Source organism: Rhodopseudomonas palustris (genome assembly GCF_007005445.1).
In the GTDB taxonomy this organism is placed as follows: Bacteria; Pseudomonadota; Alphaproteobacteria; order Rhizobiales; family Xanthobacteraceae; genus Rhodopseudomonas; species Rhodopseudomonas palustris_G.
In genome coordinates this window covers 3,298,016-3,318,121 of record NZ_CP041387.1, presented here as the reverse complement: position 1 = coordinate 3,318,121, position 20,106 = coordinate 3,298,016, and the positions used below count along the sequence as shown (strand labels likewise).

The following is a 20,106-nucleotide window of genomic DNA, read 5'->3' as shown; positions in this document are numbered from 1 at the left end:
AAGGCGTTCGCCAATTACTTCGCGATCAGTAACTTGGCCGCCTTCAAGGGGCCGAGCCTGAGCAGCAACCAGTACAGCTTCGCGCGCGAAAGCTCGGGCGCATCGTGGTGCCGGCGCAGCAGGTTGAGCAGCGCGGCTCGTGCGAATTTGCGTTCACCGGCGGTCAGACCCGCAAGTTGTGAGGTGATGGCGTCGAGATCGATCGCCGCGGCGGAGGTCTTGGCTGCAACGGCAGGATCGGCCAGTTCCAGCACTCGGAACAGCAGCGAGCTCTCGCGCTCGAACGGACCGGGGGACGGGTCGTGCCAATCGGGCGGGGCGAAGAGTGCAGCCGACGGGTCGGGCCGCCCGGCCCGCCGCTCCGCCGCGGCGAGCTTGGCGAGCCGGGCGGAGTAGATCTGGCGCAGTTGTCTTGTCCGGGTGACGCTGCCGCCATGCTCGCGATACCGGATCAGCGGCTCCGGCAGGATCGCCACCTCGCCGATATCGGCGAGGCGCAGCCAGAAATCGTAGTCCTCGCCGGCCTCGAACGCCGCATGATAGCCGCCGACCCGGCGCGCCGCCTCGGCGCGGAACGTCACGGTCGGATGAATGAACGGGCTCTTCTTCAGTAGCGTCGCCTGCAGATTCTTCGGGCTCGGCCGCATGTCTCGCCCATTGGGCCGGCCGTGCTCGTCGATGACCGTCGCCCAGCCGCCGAGCAGCACGACGTCGGGATGCGCTGCCATGTAGTCGACCTGCCGCGCCAGCCGGTCGGGCAGCGCGACATCGTCGGCGTCGAGCCGGGCGATCAGCGGGGCACGGGCCGCGGCCAGACCGCGGTTGAGCGCGGCCACCAGCCCGTCACGTTGCTGCTTCAGCACGACGATCCGCGGGTCGCCGGCCGCCGCTTCGGCCAGAATCGCGGGCGTGGCGTCAGTGGAACCGTCGTCGATCACCAGCAGTTCGAGACCGGTCAGCGTCTGATTCCGGATGCTGCAGATCGCCTCGCCGAGCCAACGCTCGCCGTCGCGGACCGGCATGATCACCGAGACCTGGGGTTGCTCCGGCGGCACGCCATTCCCTCATCGCTCTGGCCGACCTTCGCGGGCGGCAGAGGAACTTAGACTCCGCCGGAGAAGGCAATGCAAGCGGCCGGCATTGACGCTGCGGACTCCGACCCGCTAGACCCGCGTCCCAGCCAGCGCTTCCGGCGCGGCCGGATCAACAAACGACGGACAGCACCTTGGATCAGACTGCCGACCGGCACGATCAGCCCTGGCTGTGGATGGACGTCTCGACCAGCGCGCGGGCGCGCTCAGGCCAGATGAACGGCACGCTCCGCGTTGAACAAAGTTACATCCGTGCGCTGTCGGCCGAAATGGCGGCAACGCTCAGGTTCTGCCGCTTCGACCCGCTGCGGCGCGATTACGTCGCGGTGGCGGCGCCGCCCGATCTGAGCGGCAAGCCGGTCGCGAGCAAGCCGAAATCCAGGTCGAGCAGCGGGATCGCCGCCACCCTGAAGCCGATCGGCAAGTCGGTCGAGCGGGCGGTCAAGACGGCGGTGCGAGGCGCGACCGCCTCGTTGCTGCGCAAGACCAGCCACACCGAGCCGCTGCCGAAACTGGGCGGGGGCGGGCTCGGTGAGGTGCTGTTTCTCGCCGGCGAGAACTGGTCGCGGGTGGATTTCGCCGCCGTCGCGCGGATGCGCCGCGAGCGCGGCACCAGGGTCGCGGCGCTGTGCCAGGACTTCATCCCGGCGGTGGCGCCGCAGTTCTTTGCCGGCGGCGATTTCGTCGCGAAGTTCGATGCCTATGCACAGTTCCTGATTCAGGAAGCCGATCTGGTGGTGTCGATTTCGGAGGCGACCAAACGCGACATCCTCGGCTATGCGCAGCGCCACGGCGGGATGCGCGGCGATGTCGAGATCGTGCATCTCGGCGCCGATATTCCGGCGCCTCAGACGGCGCGGCGCCCTGCGGCTCTCACCGGCGCCCAGGCCGCACGCTTCGTGATCAGCGTTTCGACGATCCAGTCGCGCAAGAATTTCGACCTGTTGTACCACCTCTGGCGCCGGCTCACCGAGCAGAACACGCCGAATCTGCCGACGCTGGTGATCGTCGGCCAGCCGGGATTCGGCAGCACCGATCTGCTGTGGCAGATCGCCAATGATCCGGTCACCGCGAACTCGATTCTGCACCTGCCGCGCGCCGGCGACGACGAACTGGCGTGGCTGTATCAGCAATGTCTGTTCACGCTGTACCCATCGTTCTACGAGGGGTGGGGGCTGCCGGTCTCGGAGAGCCTCGCTTTCGGTAAATACTGCCTTGCCTCGGACTCATCGTCACTACCGGAAGCCGGTGCCGGCCTGGCGCGCCATCTCGATCCGCTCGATTTCGTCGCCTGGCGAGACGCCGTTCTTGACCTGATCGCGGCGCCCGAGCAACTTGCCCGTTACGAAGCAGCGATCCGCGCCGGCTATCGCCCGGTGACCTGGGCTCAATCGGCGACGCGGCTCACCGAGGTGTTGCGCGGTCTGGCCGCGACGGGGTCTGCTACTCACCCCAGATAGAGGTTACATGGTAACTACCGTCGCCCATCCGTCGCCGAATTCGGCGTTCGACCGGAGCCGTGCCTGGCTGTCGGCAGTCAGAGCGCCGGAGCGGCTGTTCGTATTGGCGATGTGCCTGATGTATGTGATGCACAGCATCTGGCTGGCACGCACCGTGCTGTGGTTCCTGGTGCTGCCGACGCTGCTGATCACGGCGCTGCCGCTGCGCAACTTCCTGCCGATCGTGAAGTCCGGCGTGTTCGTCGCCTCGGCAGGGTTTCTCGCGGTGATCATCGTCACCTCGCTGCTCGGCGACGGCGTTTCGGGCGCGCTGTTGTGGAAGAACCTGCGCTACGTTGCGGCAGTGTTGGTGTTCGTCGCCATCGTGACCTATCTCGCCAGCCGCCGCGATGGGGATTTTCTCAGATTGCTGTTTCTCTGGTTGGCGCCGGTGGCGGCCTTTGCCGCGATCCGCGATATCGGCTCGTTCAGCAATTGGTCGCTGTCCGCGATGCTCTCGATGCGGCTGGAGGGCACCAAGGGGCTGAGCCTGTACTACAATTCCAACGTCGTCGGCCTGATCTACGCGATGCCGTGTGTCGGTGCGGTGGCGATCATGGCGACGCGCCGGCTGCGTTTCTGGCAATTTGTGTTGCTGTTTGTTTCTGCACTGGTGCTGCTGGCCGCAGTGCTGCTTTCGGGCAGCCGAGGTTCGCTGATGGCAGCGCTGGCCGGTATCGGCGTCGCAGTGCTGCTCGCGGCCAATTGGCGGGTCGCTGCGGCGGTCGCCGCACTGCTGGCGATCGCGCTGGTTGCCGCGCTGCTCACGCCGCTCGCGGGTGAATTGGTGCAGCGGAGGGACAGTCTGCGCTTCGAGCTGTGGCCAGTCTATCTGCACATGGTGACGTTGAAGCCGTGGCTCGGCTACGGTCTTGCCTTCGACACCCGAGTGATCTTGCCGAGCGGCACCGAAGTGATGAACGGCCACAACATCTTCATGTGTGCAGCGGTCCGCGGCGGCGTCGTCGCGGCTCTGGCGCTGGCAGCGGTTGTTGTGGCTTCGACGGCGAGCGGGTGGCGGGCATTTCGCAGGTCGGGAGAAGTCACCGCGCTGGCGCTGCTCGCGGCCGCTCTGGCGGCGAGTTCAGTCGATTACGAGATTCTCCCGAGCGATCTCAGCTATCTCTACATCCTGTTCTGGTTGCCGGTGGCGATCTGCCTCGGCGCTGCGCTGGCGACGACGGTGCGAGTTCCCTCCCGACGCGCTGCGGACCCGCCCCTCGACATCGCCGCGTCATAAAATCGATCGCGATCCGCCGCGCTCTGCTCACTGGATTGCCGGATCGATCCGCCATATTGTGGTCTCATCGCGATGTTTCAGGTGTTGCTATGATCTCACATCGACCGACTACACATCGACCGATCCGATTAGTCGCGCGGGCCGCTGCTGCTGCCTTCGCACTGTTGCTATCCGCGGCCGCCCCGTCGGTCGCCGCGGAACCGACCGCCGCCGGCCTGTGGCAACGCACCGACACCGGCAAGCCCGGCGGCAAGCCGGTGGTCTGGGTGCTGATGCTCGATCGCGGCAACAACATGTACGAGGGCGTCGTCGCCAAGAGCTTTCCGCAGGCCGGACAGCCCAACCTGACGGTCTGCGAGGAGTGCGAGGACGACCGCAAGAACCAGCCGATTCTCGGTATCTCGCTGATCCGCGATATGAAGCGGAAGGGCCGTGTCTATGAGAACGGCAACATCCTCGATCCGCGCAACGGCGATGTGTGGAAGGCGATGCTGACGGTCAGCCCCGATGGCCAGACCCTGACACTGCGCGGCTATCTGATGACGCCGGCGCTCGGCCAGGACGAGGACTGGTTCAGGCTGCCCGACGCTGCGATCTCGCAGCTCGATCCGGAGATCGTCGCCAAGTTCATGCCCGAGCAGGCCGCCACCCAGGCGGCGCAAGCCGGCAAACCGGCCGCCGCGCCGGGAACGGCCGGGAAGGCCAAGGCTCCGCCGGCCCCAGCCCCGAAGGGCGGCGCAATGGCGCCGGCCCCGGCGAAGTGAAGCGCAAGCCAAACGACGTCTGTTTCTGAGGATTGCGGCGAACAAACAAAAAAAGAGCGCTCTCGGAATGAGGGCGCTCTTTTTTGTTGGATGCTGTCCTGCTCGGACCCACGGGAGCCCGAGTCGATCATTTCAGGTCTGAACCATCCGAAGCTGAGCGCTTCTACTCGGTGGTCGCCGGAGCCGTCACCGCCGGCGGCGGCAGCGGCTGGCTCACCACGTCGGGGCCGCCGGGCTGCAGCGACAGCACCGCCTCGACCGCCGGCACCGCAGCGTCGGCCATCGCGGCGTGGCCTTCGGCGGTCGGATGAATCGCGCCGCCGTACACCGCCGAGACCACGCCCCAGGTCGCGTCATGGATGTCGGCCGGCTGGATCGCTGCGGCGAGACCCTGCGGATAGGTCATCGCGGCGAAGTAACTGTCGTTGGCGTCGCGGATCCAGCGGGCACGCGGCAGGTAAGCACGGTAGTTGCTGGCGCCGGCGCCGCAGGTCATCGGCGAGTTGCCGGCGGTGACGATGTCGGCGTTGAAGCTGGTGCCGTTCTGCGAGAAGCAGGCGCGATCGAATTCGGGATCGGTGGCGGCGCGGGCGCAGAAGCCGTGATCGGCGAATGCCCGCTGATGGCTGTCGACGAAGGTCATCCGATCCGACGACGGATCGCGGCACAGCACCCCGTTGGAGCATTGCGCCAGATCCTTCAGCCGCGGCAGGAATTCGTTGTCGACGAACGAGGAGACCGCTCCGAGCCGGGTCGGATCGGCGTTGAACGAGGGATGGATGTCGAAGCCGGCCGGGCCGCCCGGGCACGGCGTGCCGCGATTGGATAGTGCGGGGTTGCCGTAGGCGACATAGACCACGCGCGATAGATCCCCGACCATCGGCTTCAGCGCCTCGCGCAGCCGCGCGAAATCCCGTGGCAGGGTGCGGGCCAGCGCGGTGCGCGATTCCTCGACCGAGCCGATCACGCCGGAGCGGCGGAACAGCGCCCGCTCGGTCGGCGAGTCGACGATGACGTCGGCCACGAGGCCCGAGAAGTTGATGTCGTTGGCGCCGATCGACAGCAGCACCAGGTCGAGATTGCGGTCCGGCTGACGGCGGTGCACCGCGGTGAGCGCGGCCCGCAGTTCGCCGAGCTGGCCGTCGACGCTGCCGGGACACGAGGTACCGGATTTGGTGCGGATGCACTCGCGGGCGCGCTGCGAGCCGAACAGCCCGTCGGTGATGGTGGCGCCGGTGCAGGCGAGCGGCAGATAGGTGACCGCGATGTGCGGATGCCGCACCGCCAGCGCCAGCGCGGTGCGGGTCTGGTAGCTGTACAGCGAGCGGTGGCAGGCGGCGTTGAACCAGGTCGCCGAATAACGCTGCCAGTTCGCCAGTGTGTCGGGCGCCTCGCAGGCGCGGCCGCCTTTGAAGCCGGCCCGGCTCGGCCGGTAGAACTGGCCGATGCCGCTGCCGAGATACGACTTGAAGCAGAAGCCCTCGTCCGACAGCGCGATGGCGCGGTCCGGATTGCCTTCGCCGGAGCCGATCGAGTCGCCGAGGCCGGCGATGAAGAAATCCCGCACCATGATCTGGGTGGTGACGCGCAGCGGCGCATCCGCACCGCTGGTAATGTCGACGGAGGCGATCGTCGGCTTGCCGTAGCGGGCGCGGAAATTGATCGGCTCGGCGCAGTCCTGGGTGGCGTTGCGCGGACCGTCGCCGTCGTCGAACGTCCAGGCGCAGATCGCACCGACCGGGATCGCGCCGGCGAGCCGCACCGTCACCGGATGCTCGGTCGGGGTGAGGTAGCTTTCCTTGACGCCGTCACGGGTGCAGGGCTCGTTGACCCGGCCGGCGAGATCGATGCACAGCCGGTTGACGACGTTGCGGGCCCAGCCGCGGCCTTCGCTCTGCCGGCCGAGGGTCTGCTCGGACGCCAGCACCGTCAGGCCGGACAGCGCCTCGACCTGCTCGCGGAAGTCGCGCTCCTCGCGAAACAGCCGGAAGCGGTTGCGCACCTCCCAATCGATCTGGATCGAGCCGTCGGTGACCGGCACCGCCGCGATCGGCGGTGCTGCCGGCTGAGCCGCGACCGGCGGGGCGGAAGCCGCGGGGTCGGAGCCGCCGAGCAACGGCGCCTGGGCGAGGGCGGGAGCGATCGGGGCGCCTGCCGTGCCGGTCAGCAGCAGCAGCAACGCCAGTGAGCGGATACGAGACATCGTGAACACGCGGCCATGAGCGATTTCGGTCAATGACGCTGCGGTTGAGGCCAAAATATGGGGCCCCGGCTGCTGCGACGAGCGAATTTCGCGGTCAGAGCTTGGACGAACGCTGGGCCACCTGCCCGACCGGCGCGTGCGCCGGTGCAGCGGCGGTTGCGGCGTGACCGTTGCCGTTGCGGCGCTCCTGCCACGGCTTGATCACGCTGAGCCAGATCTCGCGCAGCCCCATGATCGAGATCGCGATCCCGAACGGCAGCAGGAAATACAGCACGCGGTAGATCAGCAGCGTGGCGATGATGTCCTCGCGGGCGAACATCGGCAGCGCAACCAGCATCGCGGCGTCGAACACGCCGAGGCTGCCGGGGGCGTGACTGGCGAAGCCGAGCAGGGTCGCAAGGATGAACACCACCGCCAGCGACACATAGTCGATATAGGGCTCGGCCGGCATCAACAGGTACATCGCCAGCGCGCAGAACCCGAGATCGACCACGCCGATCAGCACCTGCACCAGCGTCAGCTTGGCCGACGGCAGCACCACCTTCCAGCCGTTCTGGCCGAGTTCGCGGCGCTTCTTGCCGGTCGCCAGCCAGACGAAATAGGCGGCGATGCCGGCCAGACAGGCGACACCGATCAGCCGGTTGATCTGGTCGGGCAGCAGGTCCATCGCGCTCGCCGCGGCCGGGTGCCAGATCATGCCGATGCCGAGCACGAACAGATTGCCGAGCCAGAACGTCAGGCCGGAGATGAAGCAGATCTTGGCGACATCGATCGCCGACAGACCGTAGTCCGAATAGATCCGGAACCGGATCGCACCGCCGGTGAACACCGTGGCGCCGAGATTGTGACCGATGACGTAGGAGGTGAACGACGACAGCGCCGCGATGCGGTAAGGCACGTGCAGCTTGCCGATCGTTCGCAGGGCGAAGAAGTCGTAGAACGTCAGGGTGCAGAACGCCCCCACCACGCACAGCGCCGCCAGCCCGATCTGGGTCGGGCTCTTCTCGGTCAGCGCGGTCAGAATGATGGTGTGATCGACCCCCTTGAGGGTACGGATCAGCGACGTAATCGCGAAGCCGATAATCAGGATGCTGGCGACGATACCGACCCGTTTCCAGCCGATATACGTCTTGAAGCCACGCCCCAGCGCGCTCAGCAGTCGATGCATTCGTCCTCCCGGCGGGGCGGCAACGCGACGGACACCGCCCGCAGCACCACATTGCTACCGGCATCCGACTTACTCATCCGCGCAATTCCTTAGGGCATAAATACCCCGTCGTGCAATCCGCCGTACTGTCACGCGCGGATCGCCACATCGATGAGACGACCGGCAGGATGCGCCCTTGACGTGACGCAAATGAGCCGGTCGACGGCTGCATGGCCGCCCCGAAGAGCCGCCATATCGGCCGCCCGCTGCCATATAGGCGCCTCGCCCGGTGCGCGCCATTGCGACGGCTTGCCCGGTCTGATCCGGAACGAACGTTCGCTGTCGCTGGTTAACGCCCCGACGGCCGCGGCAGGGCTTGCCCAGCGCCCGCCGGGCGCAACGAGAGAGGATCGGCAATGGGACTTTTCACTAAAGACATCAAGACGATGGATGATCTGTTCGTGCATCAGTTGCAGGACATCTACTACGCCGAGAAGCAGCTTCTGAAGGCGATTCCCAAGATGGCCGACAAAGCCTCGGATCCGATGCTGAAACAAGGGTTCCTGACGCATTTCGACGAGACCAAGGGCCACGTGAAACGGCTCGAGCAGGTGTTCGAAATGCACGGTGTCCAGCCCAAGGCGGTCGATTGCCCGGCGATCGACGGCATCATCGAAGAGGCCGATGAGACCGCCGGCGAAGTCGAGGACAAGAAGGTGCTCGACGCGGCGCTGATCAACGCCGCCCAGGCGGTCGAACACTACGAAATCGTGCGCTACGGCAGCCTGGTTTCGTGGGCCAAGCTGCTCGGACGCAACGATTGTGCAGCGGTGCTGCAAAAGACGCTGGACGAAGAGAAGGCGACCGACAAGAAGCTGAACACCCTGGCGGAGAGCCAGATCAATCTGCGGGCTGCCGGTTGAGTTACGACGGCGATGTGACGCTTCGATGAGGCCAAAGGCCGCGCGGATCTCCGGGCGGCCTTTGGTGATTCCGGCTGCCCGAGCCGGGCCTTGATGCTTAGGTTTTGCGCAAGGCGAAATATGCGCCGCAGAATGCCATCGCGGCGCCCAGCAGCAGGGTCGCCAGGCCGGCGATCACGCCTGCCGCGCTCGGTACCGCCGATGGCGCCGATGCGGCCCGGCCGGCGGCCGCGAGCACCAGCACCCCGACCGCAATCAGGAACTGGCGCAGCTTCGGCGGGATCTGGCCGGCGACCGCATGGTCCATCAGCCGCGCCGTGAAGTAACCGCCGGCGAAGCCGCCGGTCGCCACCAGCCACCAGGCCAGCGCGGCGCTCGCCGGCATCAAGCTGCCGGAATCGCTGCGCCACAACCCGCCGAGATCGAGGCCGACGCTCTGCCCGAGCATGTGCAACGCCAGCGCCAGCAACAGGCCGGAGACCAGCGCGCCGGCGAGGATCAGGCGGCGGGGATATGGGGTGGCTTCGGTATTCGGCATGGTTCGGTCCGGCGTGAGGCCGGATTGTAGAAAACCCGGCCTTTGCCGACAAGTTGCCGTTCCCGCTTCGATCGCGGTGGGCTGAACGCCGCATTGCGTCGCCGCCCGCGCTCCGGCAATGACGGCGAACCGGCAGGGGGCTTTCAGCGTGACGTCACGATCCGACCCGAGCAGCGACCACGGCGAACGCGGCACGGCTTACGCCTACAAGGCGTCGCTGATCGGTGCTGCGCGGCAATTCGAGCTCGGCGACGATGGCCTGATCTGGCGGGTCGGACCCAAGGCGGGGATCTGGCCCTATGCGACGATCACCAAGGTGCGGCTGAGCTATCGGCCGGTGTCGATGCAATCGCGCCGCTACCGCGCCGATATCGAGGACGGCTCCGGCGCACGGCTGCGGATTCTGTCGACCACCTGGCAGACGGTGGCGCTGATGGCGCCTCAGGACCAGGCCTACCGCACCTTCATGCTCGATCTGCACCGGCGGATGCGCGACGCCGGCAGCCACGCCGAACTGATCGGCGGATTGCGGCCGGCGGTGCATACTGCGGCTCTGGTGCTGATCGCCCTGGTCGCGGCGGCGCTCACCGGTCTGCTGGCGCGCGCGGTGGCGGTGGGGTCGTGGTCCGGGGCGCTGTTTCTGGCCGGCTTTGCGGTGTTGTTCGGCTGGCAGATCGGCGGCTTCATCCGCCGCAACCGCCCGCGTCGCTACACTTTCGACGACGTGCCGAAGGATCTGCTGCCGTAGCCGCGCCGGCTGGCGAGAGCCGGGCTATTTGCCTTCCCGTACCACCAGCACCGAGCACGGCGCGTAGCGCACCACGTGGCCGGCGTTGGAGCCAAGGAAGTAGCTGCGCATCGCCGGTCGGTGCGAACTCATCACGATCAGATCAGCGCCGATCGCCGCGACCTCTTCGAGGATCTCGTGATAGATTCCGCCTTGGCGGACGCTGGTCGACAGCCGCTGTGGCGGGATGGCGGAGGTGCGGGCGATCTCGGTCAGCGCCGCTTCGGCGGATTGCCGCTGCTGATCGTCGAAATCCGCCGGGACGTATTCGGCCAGCATCACCGGGGTCATCGCCAGCACGTGCAGCAGCCGGACTTTGCCGTCGTAGCTGTCGGCGAGCTTCGCGGCGGTCGTGATCGCCGGCCCGGCGAGCGCCGGATCGACCAGATCGATCGGCACGAGGATGGACTTGAACATCGCCGGAACCTCCTGATCAGCGGCAGGCGGCGCCATCGTCCTCCGTCAGCTCGCCTCGCGCAACGCTTTCGGGCTGACGAAATGCTGCAGCTTGCCGGTCCCGAACGAGGCGTCCGCCCAGTCGGCGATCGGAAAGTCGATCACCACCGCCGCCGCGGTCGGCATGCTGCCGGAGAGGTGCCGCCGCTCGGCCTCGTTGCAGGTGCAGGTGAGCGCCAGCGCCAGCTCGTGCAGGCCCGGATTGTGTCCGATCAGCATCAGGCGGTTGATGCCGGCCGATACCTCGTGGATGGCTTGCAGCAGTTGCGAGGCGCTCGCGCTGTATAGCTCAGGCAGGTACTCGACCTGCGGTTCGCTGCTCGCCGGAAACAGCTCGGACAGCACATCCCATGTCTGCCGGGTCCGGGTCGCGGTCGAGATCAGCACCTGGTCGGGCACCAGATGCTCGGCGGCGAGCCAGGCGGCGATCTCGGCGGCATCGCTCCGGCCGCGATCCTCCAGCCGCCGGTCATGGTCCTTGCCGCTCGGCGCGTCCCTTTCGGTTTTGGCGTGTCGAAGCAGGATCAGGCGGCGCATGAGTTCTTTCCAGCGGGCGGAGCTTTCGGATTAATCGGCAAGGGCGGACAGGACAAGGTGACAACCGTCCGTGCTGTCCGTATTGAACGCGTATCTCGCAAAATCGGCCCCTCGCTTGCGGATGCGCTCTTTAGGAAACGGCATGGATTTGCTCCCGACAAGTGCGACCAATGGACCGGGTGGTTTCGCTCCCGACCCCGGTGCGGAACCGCACGCGCGGCTGACCTTCGATCTCGATGTCGATCTGTGCGTGATCGGCGCCGGCCTCGCCGGTCTGTCGGTCGCGCTGGAGGCCGCGCAGGCCGGCCTCAGCGTCGCCGTGCTGGAGAGCGGGCGGATCGGCGGCGGAGCCTCGGGGCATCATCTCGGCACGGTGATGCCGGGCTATGGGGTGCCGATCGCAGATATGATCGCCCGCGTCGGCCTCGCGCACGCCAGTGCGCTGTGGGCGCTGTCGCGCGAAGGCATGGAGATCGTCCGCGCCCGTGCCACGGAAGACGCGATGCCCGGCATCGCGCTGTCGGCGGGCGCGCTGGAGGTCTCCAATGTGGATCTCGGCGACCGCCTGGTCGAGCGGTTGCAGACGCTCGGCGTCGACTTCGGTTCGGAGGTCGAGGGCTGGGCGATCGACAAGGTCCGCGACGTGCTGCGGACCGACCGCTATTTCCACGGCATCCACTACCCGACCGCGTTCCAGCTCGACGGCCGTTGTTATTTGTACGGGCTGGAGCGGCTGGCGCGGCAGGCGGGCGTGCGGATCTTCGAGGAAACTCCGGCGGTCGGCATCGACTTCTCCGGCATCCGCAAGCGGATCTTCACCCCACACGCCCGGCTGCGCGCTTCCGACATCGTGCTCGCCGGCAGCGTTCATCTCGGTGCGCCGTCGCGGCGGGTCACTGAAACATTGCTGCCGGTGTGGCGCGCAGCGGCGCTGACCGCGCCGCTCGGCGAACGCCTTGCCGAGGCGATCGCGTTCGCCGGATCGATCGCCGACACCGATGGTGTCGATCACTACCGCATCGTCGGCGGCGACCGCCTGCTGTGGGCGAGCGGCGAGACCACTTTCGAGGTCGCACCGCAGCGGCTGGCGGGGATCGTCCGGCGTCGGATTCGCGCGGTGTTCCCGCAGCTCGGCGAGGTCGAGATCGCGCACTGCTTCAGTGCGGCGGTGGGGATGACGGTGCACGGCATGCCTCAGATCGGCGAGCTGCGCCCCGGTCTTTGGGTTGCAAGCGGTTTCGGCCGTCAGGGGCTTGCCGCCACAGCGATTGCCGGACGGCTGATCGCCCGGGGGCTGACCGATAACGACGAGCGCTGGAAGCTGTTTTCTCCGTTCGATCTGGTGTGGGCCGGCGGCACCATCGGTCGCATCGTCGGGCAGGGGGTGTATTTCGTCACCCGGGAGAGCGCGCTCGCAGCCGGCGCGCTGGCGCGCTATCGCGAGCGCGCCGCCGCCCGGACCCGGATCCGGGACACCCGCGCCGCGGCCAAGCGGGAGGAGCGGCGGGCCCGGGTGGCGCTGTTGCGGGCTGCCGAATCTGCGAATGCCGCGCCCCCGAACGCGCCGTCGCGCCGTCCGGTCCCGCCGCCATCGGGCGAATAGCTCCCGGCAGCGGCGCGGCCATGTCGCGACGCGGCCATCTCGCGACAATGTGAGCGGGCGAAAGGACTGCCGGTGTAACCTGAGACGCGGCCGCTTCGTATCTGACGACAGTGCCGTCGGGGCGCCCGCGCCCGTCACGCAGGGAACACCACCATGATCGATCGCCGCATGCTGCTCGCTTCCGCCGCCCTTGCCGCCTTCTTCGGCTTCCGCTGGCTGCGGCCGGACGCCGCCCGCGCGGCCGAGAAGTTCGAGATCGAAAAGACGCCGGAGGAATGGCGCAAGCAACTTACGCCGATGCAGTATCACATCCTGCGCGAGGAGGGCACCGAGCGGCCGTTCTCCAGCCCGCTGCTCAAGGAGCACCGCAAGGGCACCTTCGCCTGCGCCGGTTGCGATCTACCGCTGTTCTCGTCCGATACCAAGTTCGACAGCGGCACCGGCTGGCCGAGCTTCTGGCAGCCGCTGCCGAATGCCGTGGGGGAGCGTACAGATACCACGCTCGGGATGACGCGGACCGAGGTGCACTGCCGTCGCTGCGGCGGCCATCTCGGTCATGTGTTCGATGACGGACCGAAGCCGACCGGGCTGCGCTATTGCATGGACGGCTACGCGCTGACCTTCCACCCGGCGACGCCGAACCCGAGCTGACGGGCAACGGGGCGTGACAATCGCGTGAAAGACTTGCTTCCGCGTCTCAAACACTGCGGCTGGCGCGGGGAAGTCGGCCGCCTTCGGTTGACAATCCGAGCGTCGCTCCCGCATATCCCGGGCACATTAACATTCGGAAATGTGGCGGCCGGCCCTGATGCAACCTGTGGTGTCGCAGCCGGGGGGCTCCCGTAGCCTGCTGGCCATTCTCGCGGCGGCGATCGTTCTGCCGGTGGTTCTCGCAGCGATCGTATTTCCGACGCCGCTCTACGACACCCGTGAGCTGGTCGCGTGGGGGCGCCACTTCCCGCTGATCACGCCGGTGCATCCGCCGATGATGGTGTGGGCCGGCGGCTTGGTCGACCGCCTGTTCGGTCCGTCCGGTACCGCGATCGTCGCCGCCAATCAGGTGCTGATGGTGATCGGGTTCGCGTATCTCTACGCGATCCTGCGGCTGCTGGTCGAACGCACGATGGCGATCTATCTGATCGTGCTTGCCGGCACCTCGTTCTATGCGGTGTCGGCGCCGCTGTCCTGGGCGCTCAACGCCGATATCCTGCAGCTCACCTCGTGGCCGGCGGTGATCTATCACTTCCTGCGCGCGCGGCAGAGCGACCGCTGGTCGCATTGGATCCTGCTCGGGATCTGGGCGGCGGTCGCGGCGCTGACCAAGTACAACGCCGCGGTGCTGTTTCTGGCGATGGCGATCGGCCTCGTCGCAGTGCCGTCGTTCCGGCGCTGCCTGGCGCGGCCAGGATTGTATGTGGCGGCGTTGATCGCCACGCTGCTGCTGCTGCCGCACGTCATCACCGCGCTGAAGTTCGGCAGCACCCTGGCTTATGGCGAACGCCACTTCACCGGGTTCGGCTCGTTCAGTGACAGCGCCCGACGGGTCGGACTGTTGGCGGCCGGCTATCTGCTGCTGCTGCTGCCGGGCGCGGTGATCGTCGCGGTGTCGAGCGCGCGGCGCATGATCACGGTGCGGCTACCGCGGTTCGCGGACGCAAGCGACGATCTGAAATTCATCGTGATCGTCAACGTCGCGATGCTGCTGATTCTGCTCGGCCTGATCCTCGTCCTCGGGCTGGAATACATCGCCCGCTATGGCGCGCCGTTCTCGCTGCTGGCGGTGCCGGCGCTGGCGCCGCTGCTGCGCTGGAACGAGCCGCGCCGCCAGACCTGCGAGCGGCAGACCGGCTGGACGCTGGCGGGGCTGTACGCGGTGCTTACCGCCGCAGCGGCGATCGCCTACCTCGGGCCGGCCTCGCACAGCGGGCTGCAGGAGCCGACCGCCGATGCGGCACGCCTGATACTCGACGATTGGCGCAGCCAGTACACCTGCGGCCCGGGCTATTTCCTCGGCGACCGCCAGACGGTGTACGGCATCGGCATCGCCGCCGGTCCCGACGCCGACTCCACCACCATCCACTTCATCCCGGCGACGCGCTGGTTCGATCAGCGTAAGTTCGACGACAGGGGCGCCGTGCTGGTCTACACACTGCCACAGGTGCCGGCGCAATTCGCGGCCGCCTATCCGGGACGGGCGATGTCGGAGGAGAAACGCATCGACGTGCCGGTGCTGCGCACCCGCAACGGCAAGACCAAAGAGTACTACTACCGGTTCGTCGCACCCAAAGCGTGTGGCAAGTAGCGTCTCGGAAAACGTTTCGGAATGGCGGGGATCAGATTTGGCCGGCGCGTCAGCCCGCCAGCGCCCGCCATTTTTCGGCGGCGTCGATCGCTGCCGGACGCAGCCCGTCGGCGGGCAGACCGCGATGCAGGGCCTTGGCGTATTCGCAGATCGCCATGAAGGTCGAAGAGCGGGCCTCGTCGACCTCGCAGGAGTGAACGTTGCCGGCGCCGTGGATGTAGCTGATCAATCCCTTCAGCGTCGACACTGCGGAACGCGGTTCCGCCGATTCGGTTTGGTGCAGGCAGGACAGCACCTGCTGGGCGATCTCGATCTCGGTCATGGTACGCTCTTGGGCAACGCTCGCGGACAAACATGCTCGGGCCGGAATGAGGGCCTCGATGCCACGCCCGAATGTCGGGAGAAATGATCTGGCTCAATGCGATAGCCCAACGTTTGCGAGCCGGCGATCACATTGACGCGAACGCAGCGTCCGCCGCGCAATTGCCCGCCGCAGCCCGCCGATCAGGCCCGTTCGGCCATCGCCTTGCGAAGGATTTTCGACAGATCCTCGACCGAATATGGCTTGTGCAGCAGCTCGAAGCCGTGGTCCTCCTCGGCGAGCATGTGGGCGTAGCCGGAGTTCAGGACGACCGGCAGTTCCGGCAATCGCTTCTTGATCTCACGGCCGAGCGTCACCCCGTCCATCCCCGGCATCGCGACATCGCTGAGCACCAGATCGAACCTGCGGGCGTTATCGCCGAGCAGCGCCAGCGCCTGCTCGCCGGACGAGGCCAGCACCGTCTGGTAGCCGAGATCCTGCAGCAGTTGCGTGGAGAATTCGCCGACCTCCGTGTTGTCCTCGACGACCAGGATGCAGCCGCGCTGCCGGCCGTCGACGGCGTCGCTGCCGGTTCCGTTGCGGCGTTGGACCGGCTTGTCGCTCAGCGGCAACCGCAGCGTGATGGTAGTGCCGCGTCCGATGTCGCTGTCGACGTGGATGCTGCCGCCTGATTGCTGCACGAAACCGTAGACCTGCGACAATCCGAGCCCGGTGCCGCGGCCGATGTCCTTGGTGGTGAAAAACGGCTCGAAGATTCGTTCAATCTGCTCGCGCGGAATGCCGCAGCCGGTGTCGGCGATCGACACCGCAACGAAGCCGCCATGTCCGGCTGCGGTCTCTTGCGGCGTCGGCGCAGACCGGATCAGCGACACTGTGAGCCTGCCGTGGCCGTCCATCGCGTCGCGCGCATTGGCCACCAGATTGACCAGCGCCGCATCGAACTGATTGGGGTCGGCCTCGACCGGCAACGGGCGCTCGGTGATGTCGAGATGGAACGCCGCGCGCGAGCCCAGCGCCGTCCGCAGCATGTCGGCGATTTGCTCGAGATGTGCGGCCGCATCGAATACTTCGCGGTTCTGCGCGTGGCGGCGCGCGAAGGTGAGAAGCTGGCCGGTCAGCTTGGCGGCGCGATCGGCGGTGTCGGAGATCGCATCGACGTAGCGGCGAATCCGCTCCGGCGGAAGCTCGCGCCGGCGCAGGAGATCCGCCGACGAACGGATCACCGTCAGCATGTTGTTGAAGTCATGGGCGACCCCTCCGGTGAGCTGGCCGATCGCCTCCATCTTCTGCGCCTGCCGGAACGCTTCTTCGGCCTTGCGCCGCTCCGTGATGTCGACCGCCTCGGGAACGATCGCGATCACCTTGCCTTGCGGATCGTGTACCGGGCGCATCTGGTAATCGAACCAGCGCCAGCCGCCGACCGGCAAGTTGATGTGAAGTTCGCGCCGAACCGGATTGCCGGACGCGACGGCAGCGACGTCGCTGCGGATCTGCTCCGCCATGCCTGGCGTGGCGGCGAACCACGGGGTGTCCCATACCGGTTTGCCGATGACCGCGTGGGGCTCGGTGCCGATGCCGGCCAGCGAGGTGCGATTGGCGTCGAGCACCACGCCGTCGATGTCGAGCAACGCCTGATAGGTGTAGCTCGCGGCGAAGATGGTGCGGAGTCGCGCCTCCTTCTGCTGCAGCTCGGCGGTGCGCTCCGCCACCTGCTCCTCGAGCTGTTCGTTGATGTCGCGCAGCGCCGCCTCGGCTTTCTTCTGCTCGGTGACGTCGCGAAAGTACACCGAAATGCTGTTGCCGTTGGCCGGCGTCACCCGCAATTCGAACCAGCGCCTGCTCGGCGGATCGTAGCTTTCGAACTCGCAAGCGACGCGCTCGGTCATGGCGCGGCGATAGGCTCGCTCGATTTCTGTCCCGAGCAGCATCGGGTAGACGTCCCAACACACCTTGCCGATCAGCTCGCCGGCGCTGCTCCGGATCAGCCGCTCAGCGGCGGCATTGACGTAAGTGAAGCGGTACTCCTCGTCGAGCGCGATGAAACCGTCGCTGATCGACGCCAGAATGCCCTCCGCTTGCTTGCGCGCCGCCTGCGCCTCCTGGCGCAGCGCGTACTCGGTGCGCAGCGCGGTCCGCCGCAGCGCGGCGGTGTCGAGATTAGCGCGGACCCGCGTGAGCAGTTCACGGGCGCTGAACGGCTTGCTGAGATAGTCGTCGGCGCCTGCCTCCAATCCCTCTAGCCGGGCCTCCTCTCCGGCGCGCGCTGACAGGAAGATCACCGGCAGGTCGGCGAGCGCCGGGTCGCTGCGCAGTGCTTTCAGCAGGCCGAGACCGTCGAGCCGCGGCATCATCACGTCGCTGAGCACCAGATCCGGCCGGCGCTGCTTCACGGCCTCGAGCGCCGCAGCGCCGTCGCCGACTGCTTCGACCACATAGGCGTCGCCGAGCAGCCGGGCGACGTAGTCGCGCATGTCGTGATTGTCGTCGGCGAGCAGGATGTGCGGCCGATCGGTTGCCGGGGTGGTGACGAATCCGAGATCCTGCGCCCCGGAGGCTGCCGGCAGATCCTCGTTGCGGCCGTCGCCGAGCCAGCCGATCGCCTCGTCGAGATAGGCCTGGGCGCGGACATTGGTCGAGACCTGCAGCGCGGCGTGACGGGGGCGGTCGGCCGGAAGGTGGGCGGCGCCGAATGGCAGCGTGACGCGGAAGATCGAGCCGCGGCCGATCTTGCTGTCGACGCTGATCGAGCCGCTGTGCAGCTTGATCAACTCCTGCACCAGTGCGAGCCCGATGCCGCTGCCTTCGATCGAGCGGCCGCGCGCGCCCTCGACCCGGCGGAACCGCTCGAACAGATGCGGAATCTCGGTGGGCGGGATGCCGGTGCCGGTGTCCCGGACCTCGACGACCGCGTGGCGGCCGTCGGCCGCGGCGCGGACGCTGATCGCAATCTCGCCGTCGAAGGTGAACTTGAAAGCGTTCGACAGCAGGTTGAGGACGATCTTTTCCCACATGTCGCGGTCGACATGGACCGGCTGCGGCAGCGGCGGCGCATCGATCACCAGGCGCAGGCCGGCGCGGTCGAGCGCGGAACGGAAATTCGACGCCAGTTCGGCCGTGAACGACGACAGATCGACCGGAGTGAAATGCGCGGTGACCCGGCCGGCCTCGATCCGGGCGAAATCGAGCAGGGTGTTGACCAGCTTCAGCAGGCGCAGACCGTTGCGGTGGGCGACGCCGAGCAGCGAGCGCTGTTCGTCCGGGATGGCGTCGCGGCCGAGCGCTTCTTCCAGCGGACTCAGCATCAGCGTCAGCGGCGTGCGGAACTCGTGGCTGACATTGGAGAAGAACGCGGTCTTGGCGCGGTCGATCTCGGCCAGCGCTTCGGCGCGGCGGCGCTCCTCCTGATAGGCGTCGGCATTTGTGATCGCAGCCGAGATTTGCCCGGCCGCCAGAGCGAGAAAGTCCTGATAGGCGGTGTCGTACAGCCGAAACGGGTTCAGCCCCGCGATCAGGAAGCCGGAGCGGCCGGTGTCGCCGCTTGCAGGAATCGGCAGCACGACCGCGCGGTTCGGCGGCTGGCGCCAGCCGCCGGTCGGAAACACGACGCCGAACCGGGCGTCGAGATCCGGCACCAGAACCGGCGCGTTGAGGCGGCTGGCTTCGGTGACCGGCCAGAATTCGTCGCCGTCGGCGAGCGACAGCGCCTGCTTGACCGCCGGGTGGCTCGCATCGATTCCGGCGGAAGCGGCAAGCTCGGCGCGGCTGCCGCCGGGTGCGGTGAGATAGATCAGCGCGAACGGCAGGTCGCGGGAATCGGTGGCGAGCGCCACCGCGCTGCGCTCGCAGGCCTGGGTCACGCTGCGGGATTCGGCGGCGCTGGCGGCGAGGTCGCGCAGCAGCGACAGTTGACGTTCAGTGATGACACGCTGGGTGTCGTCGGTGTTGGCGCAGAAGATGCCGCCGGGGGAGCCGTCGTCGGTCGGAATCGGGCTGTAGGAGAAGGTGTAGTAGGTCTCCTCGGGAAAGCCGTTGCGCTCCATGATCAGGAGCTGGGCCTCCACATAAGTGCCCTCGTGGCCGCTGGTCGCCTTGGCGAGCAGGGGGGCGATGTCCTGCCAGATCTCCGACCAGACGTCCGAGGTCGGGCGGCCGAGCGCCCATGGGTGCTTGCCGCCGATGATCGACTTGTAGGGATCGTTGTACAGGTAGGTCAGCTCCGCACCCCAGCCGATCCAGATCGGCTGCTGCGACGTCAGCATGATACGGACGGCGGTCTTCAGCGCCTGGGGCCAGCTCTCCGGCGGGCCGATCGGGGTCGACTCCCAATTGAACGCGCGCATCAGTGACGCGAGTTCGCCGCGGCCCAGAAACAGACTGTCTTGGCCCGCGTCTGTGCGGCCCGAGCGCCCTCCGGGCGTGTCTTCAGCCAAGTGATCCCCCGATCAACCCCTGCTGTCCCGGTTTGAAACGCGCCGGTTCGGGTTTGGTTCCCTTGGCATCCAGGTGGGGCGAATTTCGCCGGACGATCCCGGCAATTGTTGCCCGACCCGGCAAAACCGCCCTGGCACGAGCCGCCATGGTGACGGTCAATCGTTTGAAATTGTTCGGTTTTGTTCGTTGGCATGAGGCTTGCGGGAAGCGTTGCTGGATTTTGCTGTCAACAGCCGCCACGGGCGGCCGCATCGGGAGAAGTC

At 67.2% G+C, this 20,106-nt stretch carries 16 protein-coding genes; 8 read left to right on the top strand and 8 right to left on the bottom strand.

The features are described from left to right. Nucleotides 1-14: 14 nt before the first annotated feature. Nucleotides 15-1,055 (bottom strand): glycosyltransferase family 2 protein, encoded by a 1,041-nt coding sequence (locus FLL57_RS15185; protein ID WP_142883302.1) that lies wholly within the window; start codon nt 1,053-1,055, stop codon nt 15-17. Nucleotides 1,056-1,225: 170 nt separating this feature from the next. Here FLL57_RS15185 and FLL57_RS15180 point away from each other — a divergent pair, with 170 nt between their 5' ends. The 3 genes from FLL57_RS15180 to FLL57_RS15170 all read left to right on the top strand — a co-directional run bounded on the left by FLL57_RS15180 (nt 1,226) and on the right by FLL57_RS15170 (nt 4,594). After that, complete coding sequence (locus FLL57_RS15180; RefSeq protein WP_047308626.1) at nt 1,226-2,551, top strand: glycosyltransferase family 4 protein; 1,326 nt, start codon at nt 1,226-1,228, stop codon at nt 2,549-2,551. A gap of 7 nt (nt 2,552-2,558) precedes the next feature. Then, a complete protein-coding gene (locus FLL57_RS15175) occupies nt 2,559-3,830 on the top strand; it encodes an O-antigen ligase family protein (RefSeq protein ID WP_047308627.1) in 1,272 nt (423 codons plus the stop codon). 89 nt (nt 3,831-3,919) lie between these two features. Further along, on the top strand, nt 3,920-4,594 hold the full coding sequence (locus FLL57_RS15170; protein WP_047308628.1) for a DUF2147 domain-containing protein: 675 nt from the start codon (nt 3,920-3,922) through the stop codon (nt 4,592-4,594). A 163-nt stretch (nt 4,595-4,757) separates the two neighbouring features. Here the strand turns inward: FLL57_RS15170 and FLL57_RS15165 are convergent, their stop codons facing one another. Continuing rightward, the gene (locus tag FLL57_RS15165; protein ID WP_047308637.1) at nt 4,758-6,797 is read right to left on the bottom strand and encodes a hypothetical protein; all 2,040 of its coding nucleotides are present in this window, start codon (nt 6,795-6,797) and stop codon (nt 4,758-4,760) included. A 94-nt stretch (nt 6,798-6,891) separates the two neighbouring features. Next, nucleotides 6,892-7,965 (bottom strand): UPF0104 family protein, encoded by a 1,074-nt coding sequence (locus FLL57_RS15160; RefSeq protein ID WP_013501180.1) that lies wholly within the window; start codon nt 7,963-7,965, stop codon nt 6,892-6,894. Between the two features lie 395 nt (nt 7,966-8,360). Between FLL57_RS15160 and FLL57_RS15155 the strand changes: the two genes are divergently transcribed. Next, nucleotides 8,361-8,867, top strand: a complete 507-nt coding sequence (locus FLL57_RS15155) for a ferritin-like domain-containing protein (protein WP_013501182.1) — start codon at nt 8,361-8,363, stop codon at nt 8,865-8,867. Nucleotides 8,868-8,964: 97 nt separating this feature from the next. Here the strand turns inward: FLL57_RS15155 and FLL57_RS15150 are convergent, their stop codons facing one another. Beyond that, on the bottom strand, nt 8,965-9,405 hold the full coding sequence (locus FLL57_RS15150) for a hypothetical protein (protein WP_013501183.1): 441 nt from the start codon (nt 9,403-9,405) through the stop codon (nt 8,965-8,967). A gap of 118 nt (nt 9,406-9,523) precedes the next feature. Here FLL57_RS15150 and FLL57_RS15145 point away from each other — a divergent pair, with 118 nt between their 5' ends. Next, the gene (locus tag FLL57_RS15145; RefSeq protein ID WP_052960640.1) at nt 9,524-10,153 is read left to right on the top strand and encodes a hypothetical protein; all 630 of its coding nucleotides are present in this window, start codon (nt 9,524-9,526) and stop codon (nt 10,151-10,153) included. Nucleotides 10,154-10,177: 24 nt separating this feature from the next. Here the strand turns inward: FLL57_RS15145 and FLL57_RS15140 are convergent, their stop codons facing one another. Together FLL57_RS15140 and FLL57_RS15135 are read right to left on the bottom strand one after the other, a co-directional pair. Further along, nucleotides 10,178-10,609, bottom strand: a complete 432-nt coding sequence (locus tag FLL57_RS15140; protein WP_047308639.1) for a universal stress protein — start codon at nt 10,607-10,609, stop codon at nt 10,178-10,180. Between the two features lie 45 nt (nt 10,610-10,654). Beyond that, complete coding sequence (locus tag FLL57_RS15135) at nt 10,655-11,185, bottom strand: SixA phosphatase family protein (RefSeq protein ID WP_047308629.1); 531 nt, start codon at nt 11,183-11,185, stop codon at nt 10,655-10,657. Between the two features lie 142 nt (nt 11,186-11,327). Between FLL57_RS15135 and FLL57_RS15130 the strand changes: the two genes are divergently transcribed. The 3 genes from FLL57_RS15130 (at nt 11,328) to FLL57_RS15120 (ending at nt 15,090) form a co-directional block, all read left to right on the top strand. After that, entirely contained in the window at nt 11,328-12,788 is a 1,461-nt protein-coding gene (locus FLL57_RS15130) for an NAD(P)/FAD-dependent oxidoreductase (RefSeq protein ID WP_142884226.1), read from the top strand. A 153-nt stretch (nt 12,789-12,941) separates the two neighbouring features. Then, nucleotides 12,942-13,439, top strand: a complete 498-nt coding sequence (gene msrB / locus FLL57_RS15125; RefSeq protein ID WP_142883301.1) for a peptide-methionine (R)-S-oxide reductase MsrB — start codon at nt 12,942-12,944, stop codon at nt 13,437-13,439. A gap of 157 nt (nt 13,440-13,596) precedes the next feature. After that, nucleotides 13,597-15,090, top strand: a complete 1,494-nt coding sequence (locus FLL57_RS15120; RefSeq protein ID WP_142883300.1) for a glycosyltransferase family 39 protein — start codon at nt 13,597-13,599, stop codon at nt 15,088-15,090. A gap of 49 nt (nt 15,091-15,139) precedes the next feature. On the opposite strand, the gene FLL57_RS15115 is transcribed toward FLL57_RS15120, so the two are convergent. Both FLL57_RS15115 and FLL57_RS15110 read right to left on the bottom strand, forming a co-directional pair. Next, the gene (locus FLL57_RS15115; protein ID WP_013501190.1) at nt 15,140-15,412 is read right to left on the bottom strand and encodes a hypothetical protein; all 273 of its coding nucleotides are present in this window, start codon (nt 15,410-15,412) and stop codon (nt 15,140-15,142) included. A 182-nt stretch (nt 15,413-15,594) separates the two neighbouring features. Continuing rightward, nucleotides 15,595-19,752 carry an ATP-binding protein gene (locus FLL57_RS15110; RefSeq protein WP_234713341.1) on the bottom strand — a complete coding sequence of 1,386 codons (4,158 nt, stop codon included), beginning with the start codon at nt 19,750-19,752 and terminating at the stop codon, nt 15,595-15,597. Nucleotides 19,753-20,106: the final 354 nt, after the last annotated feature.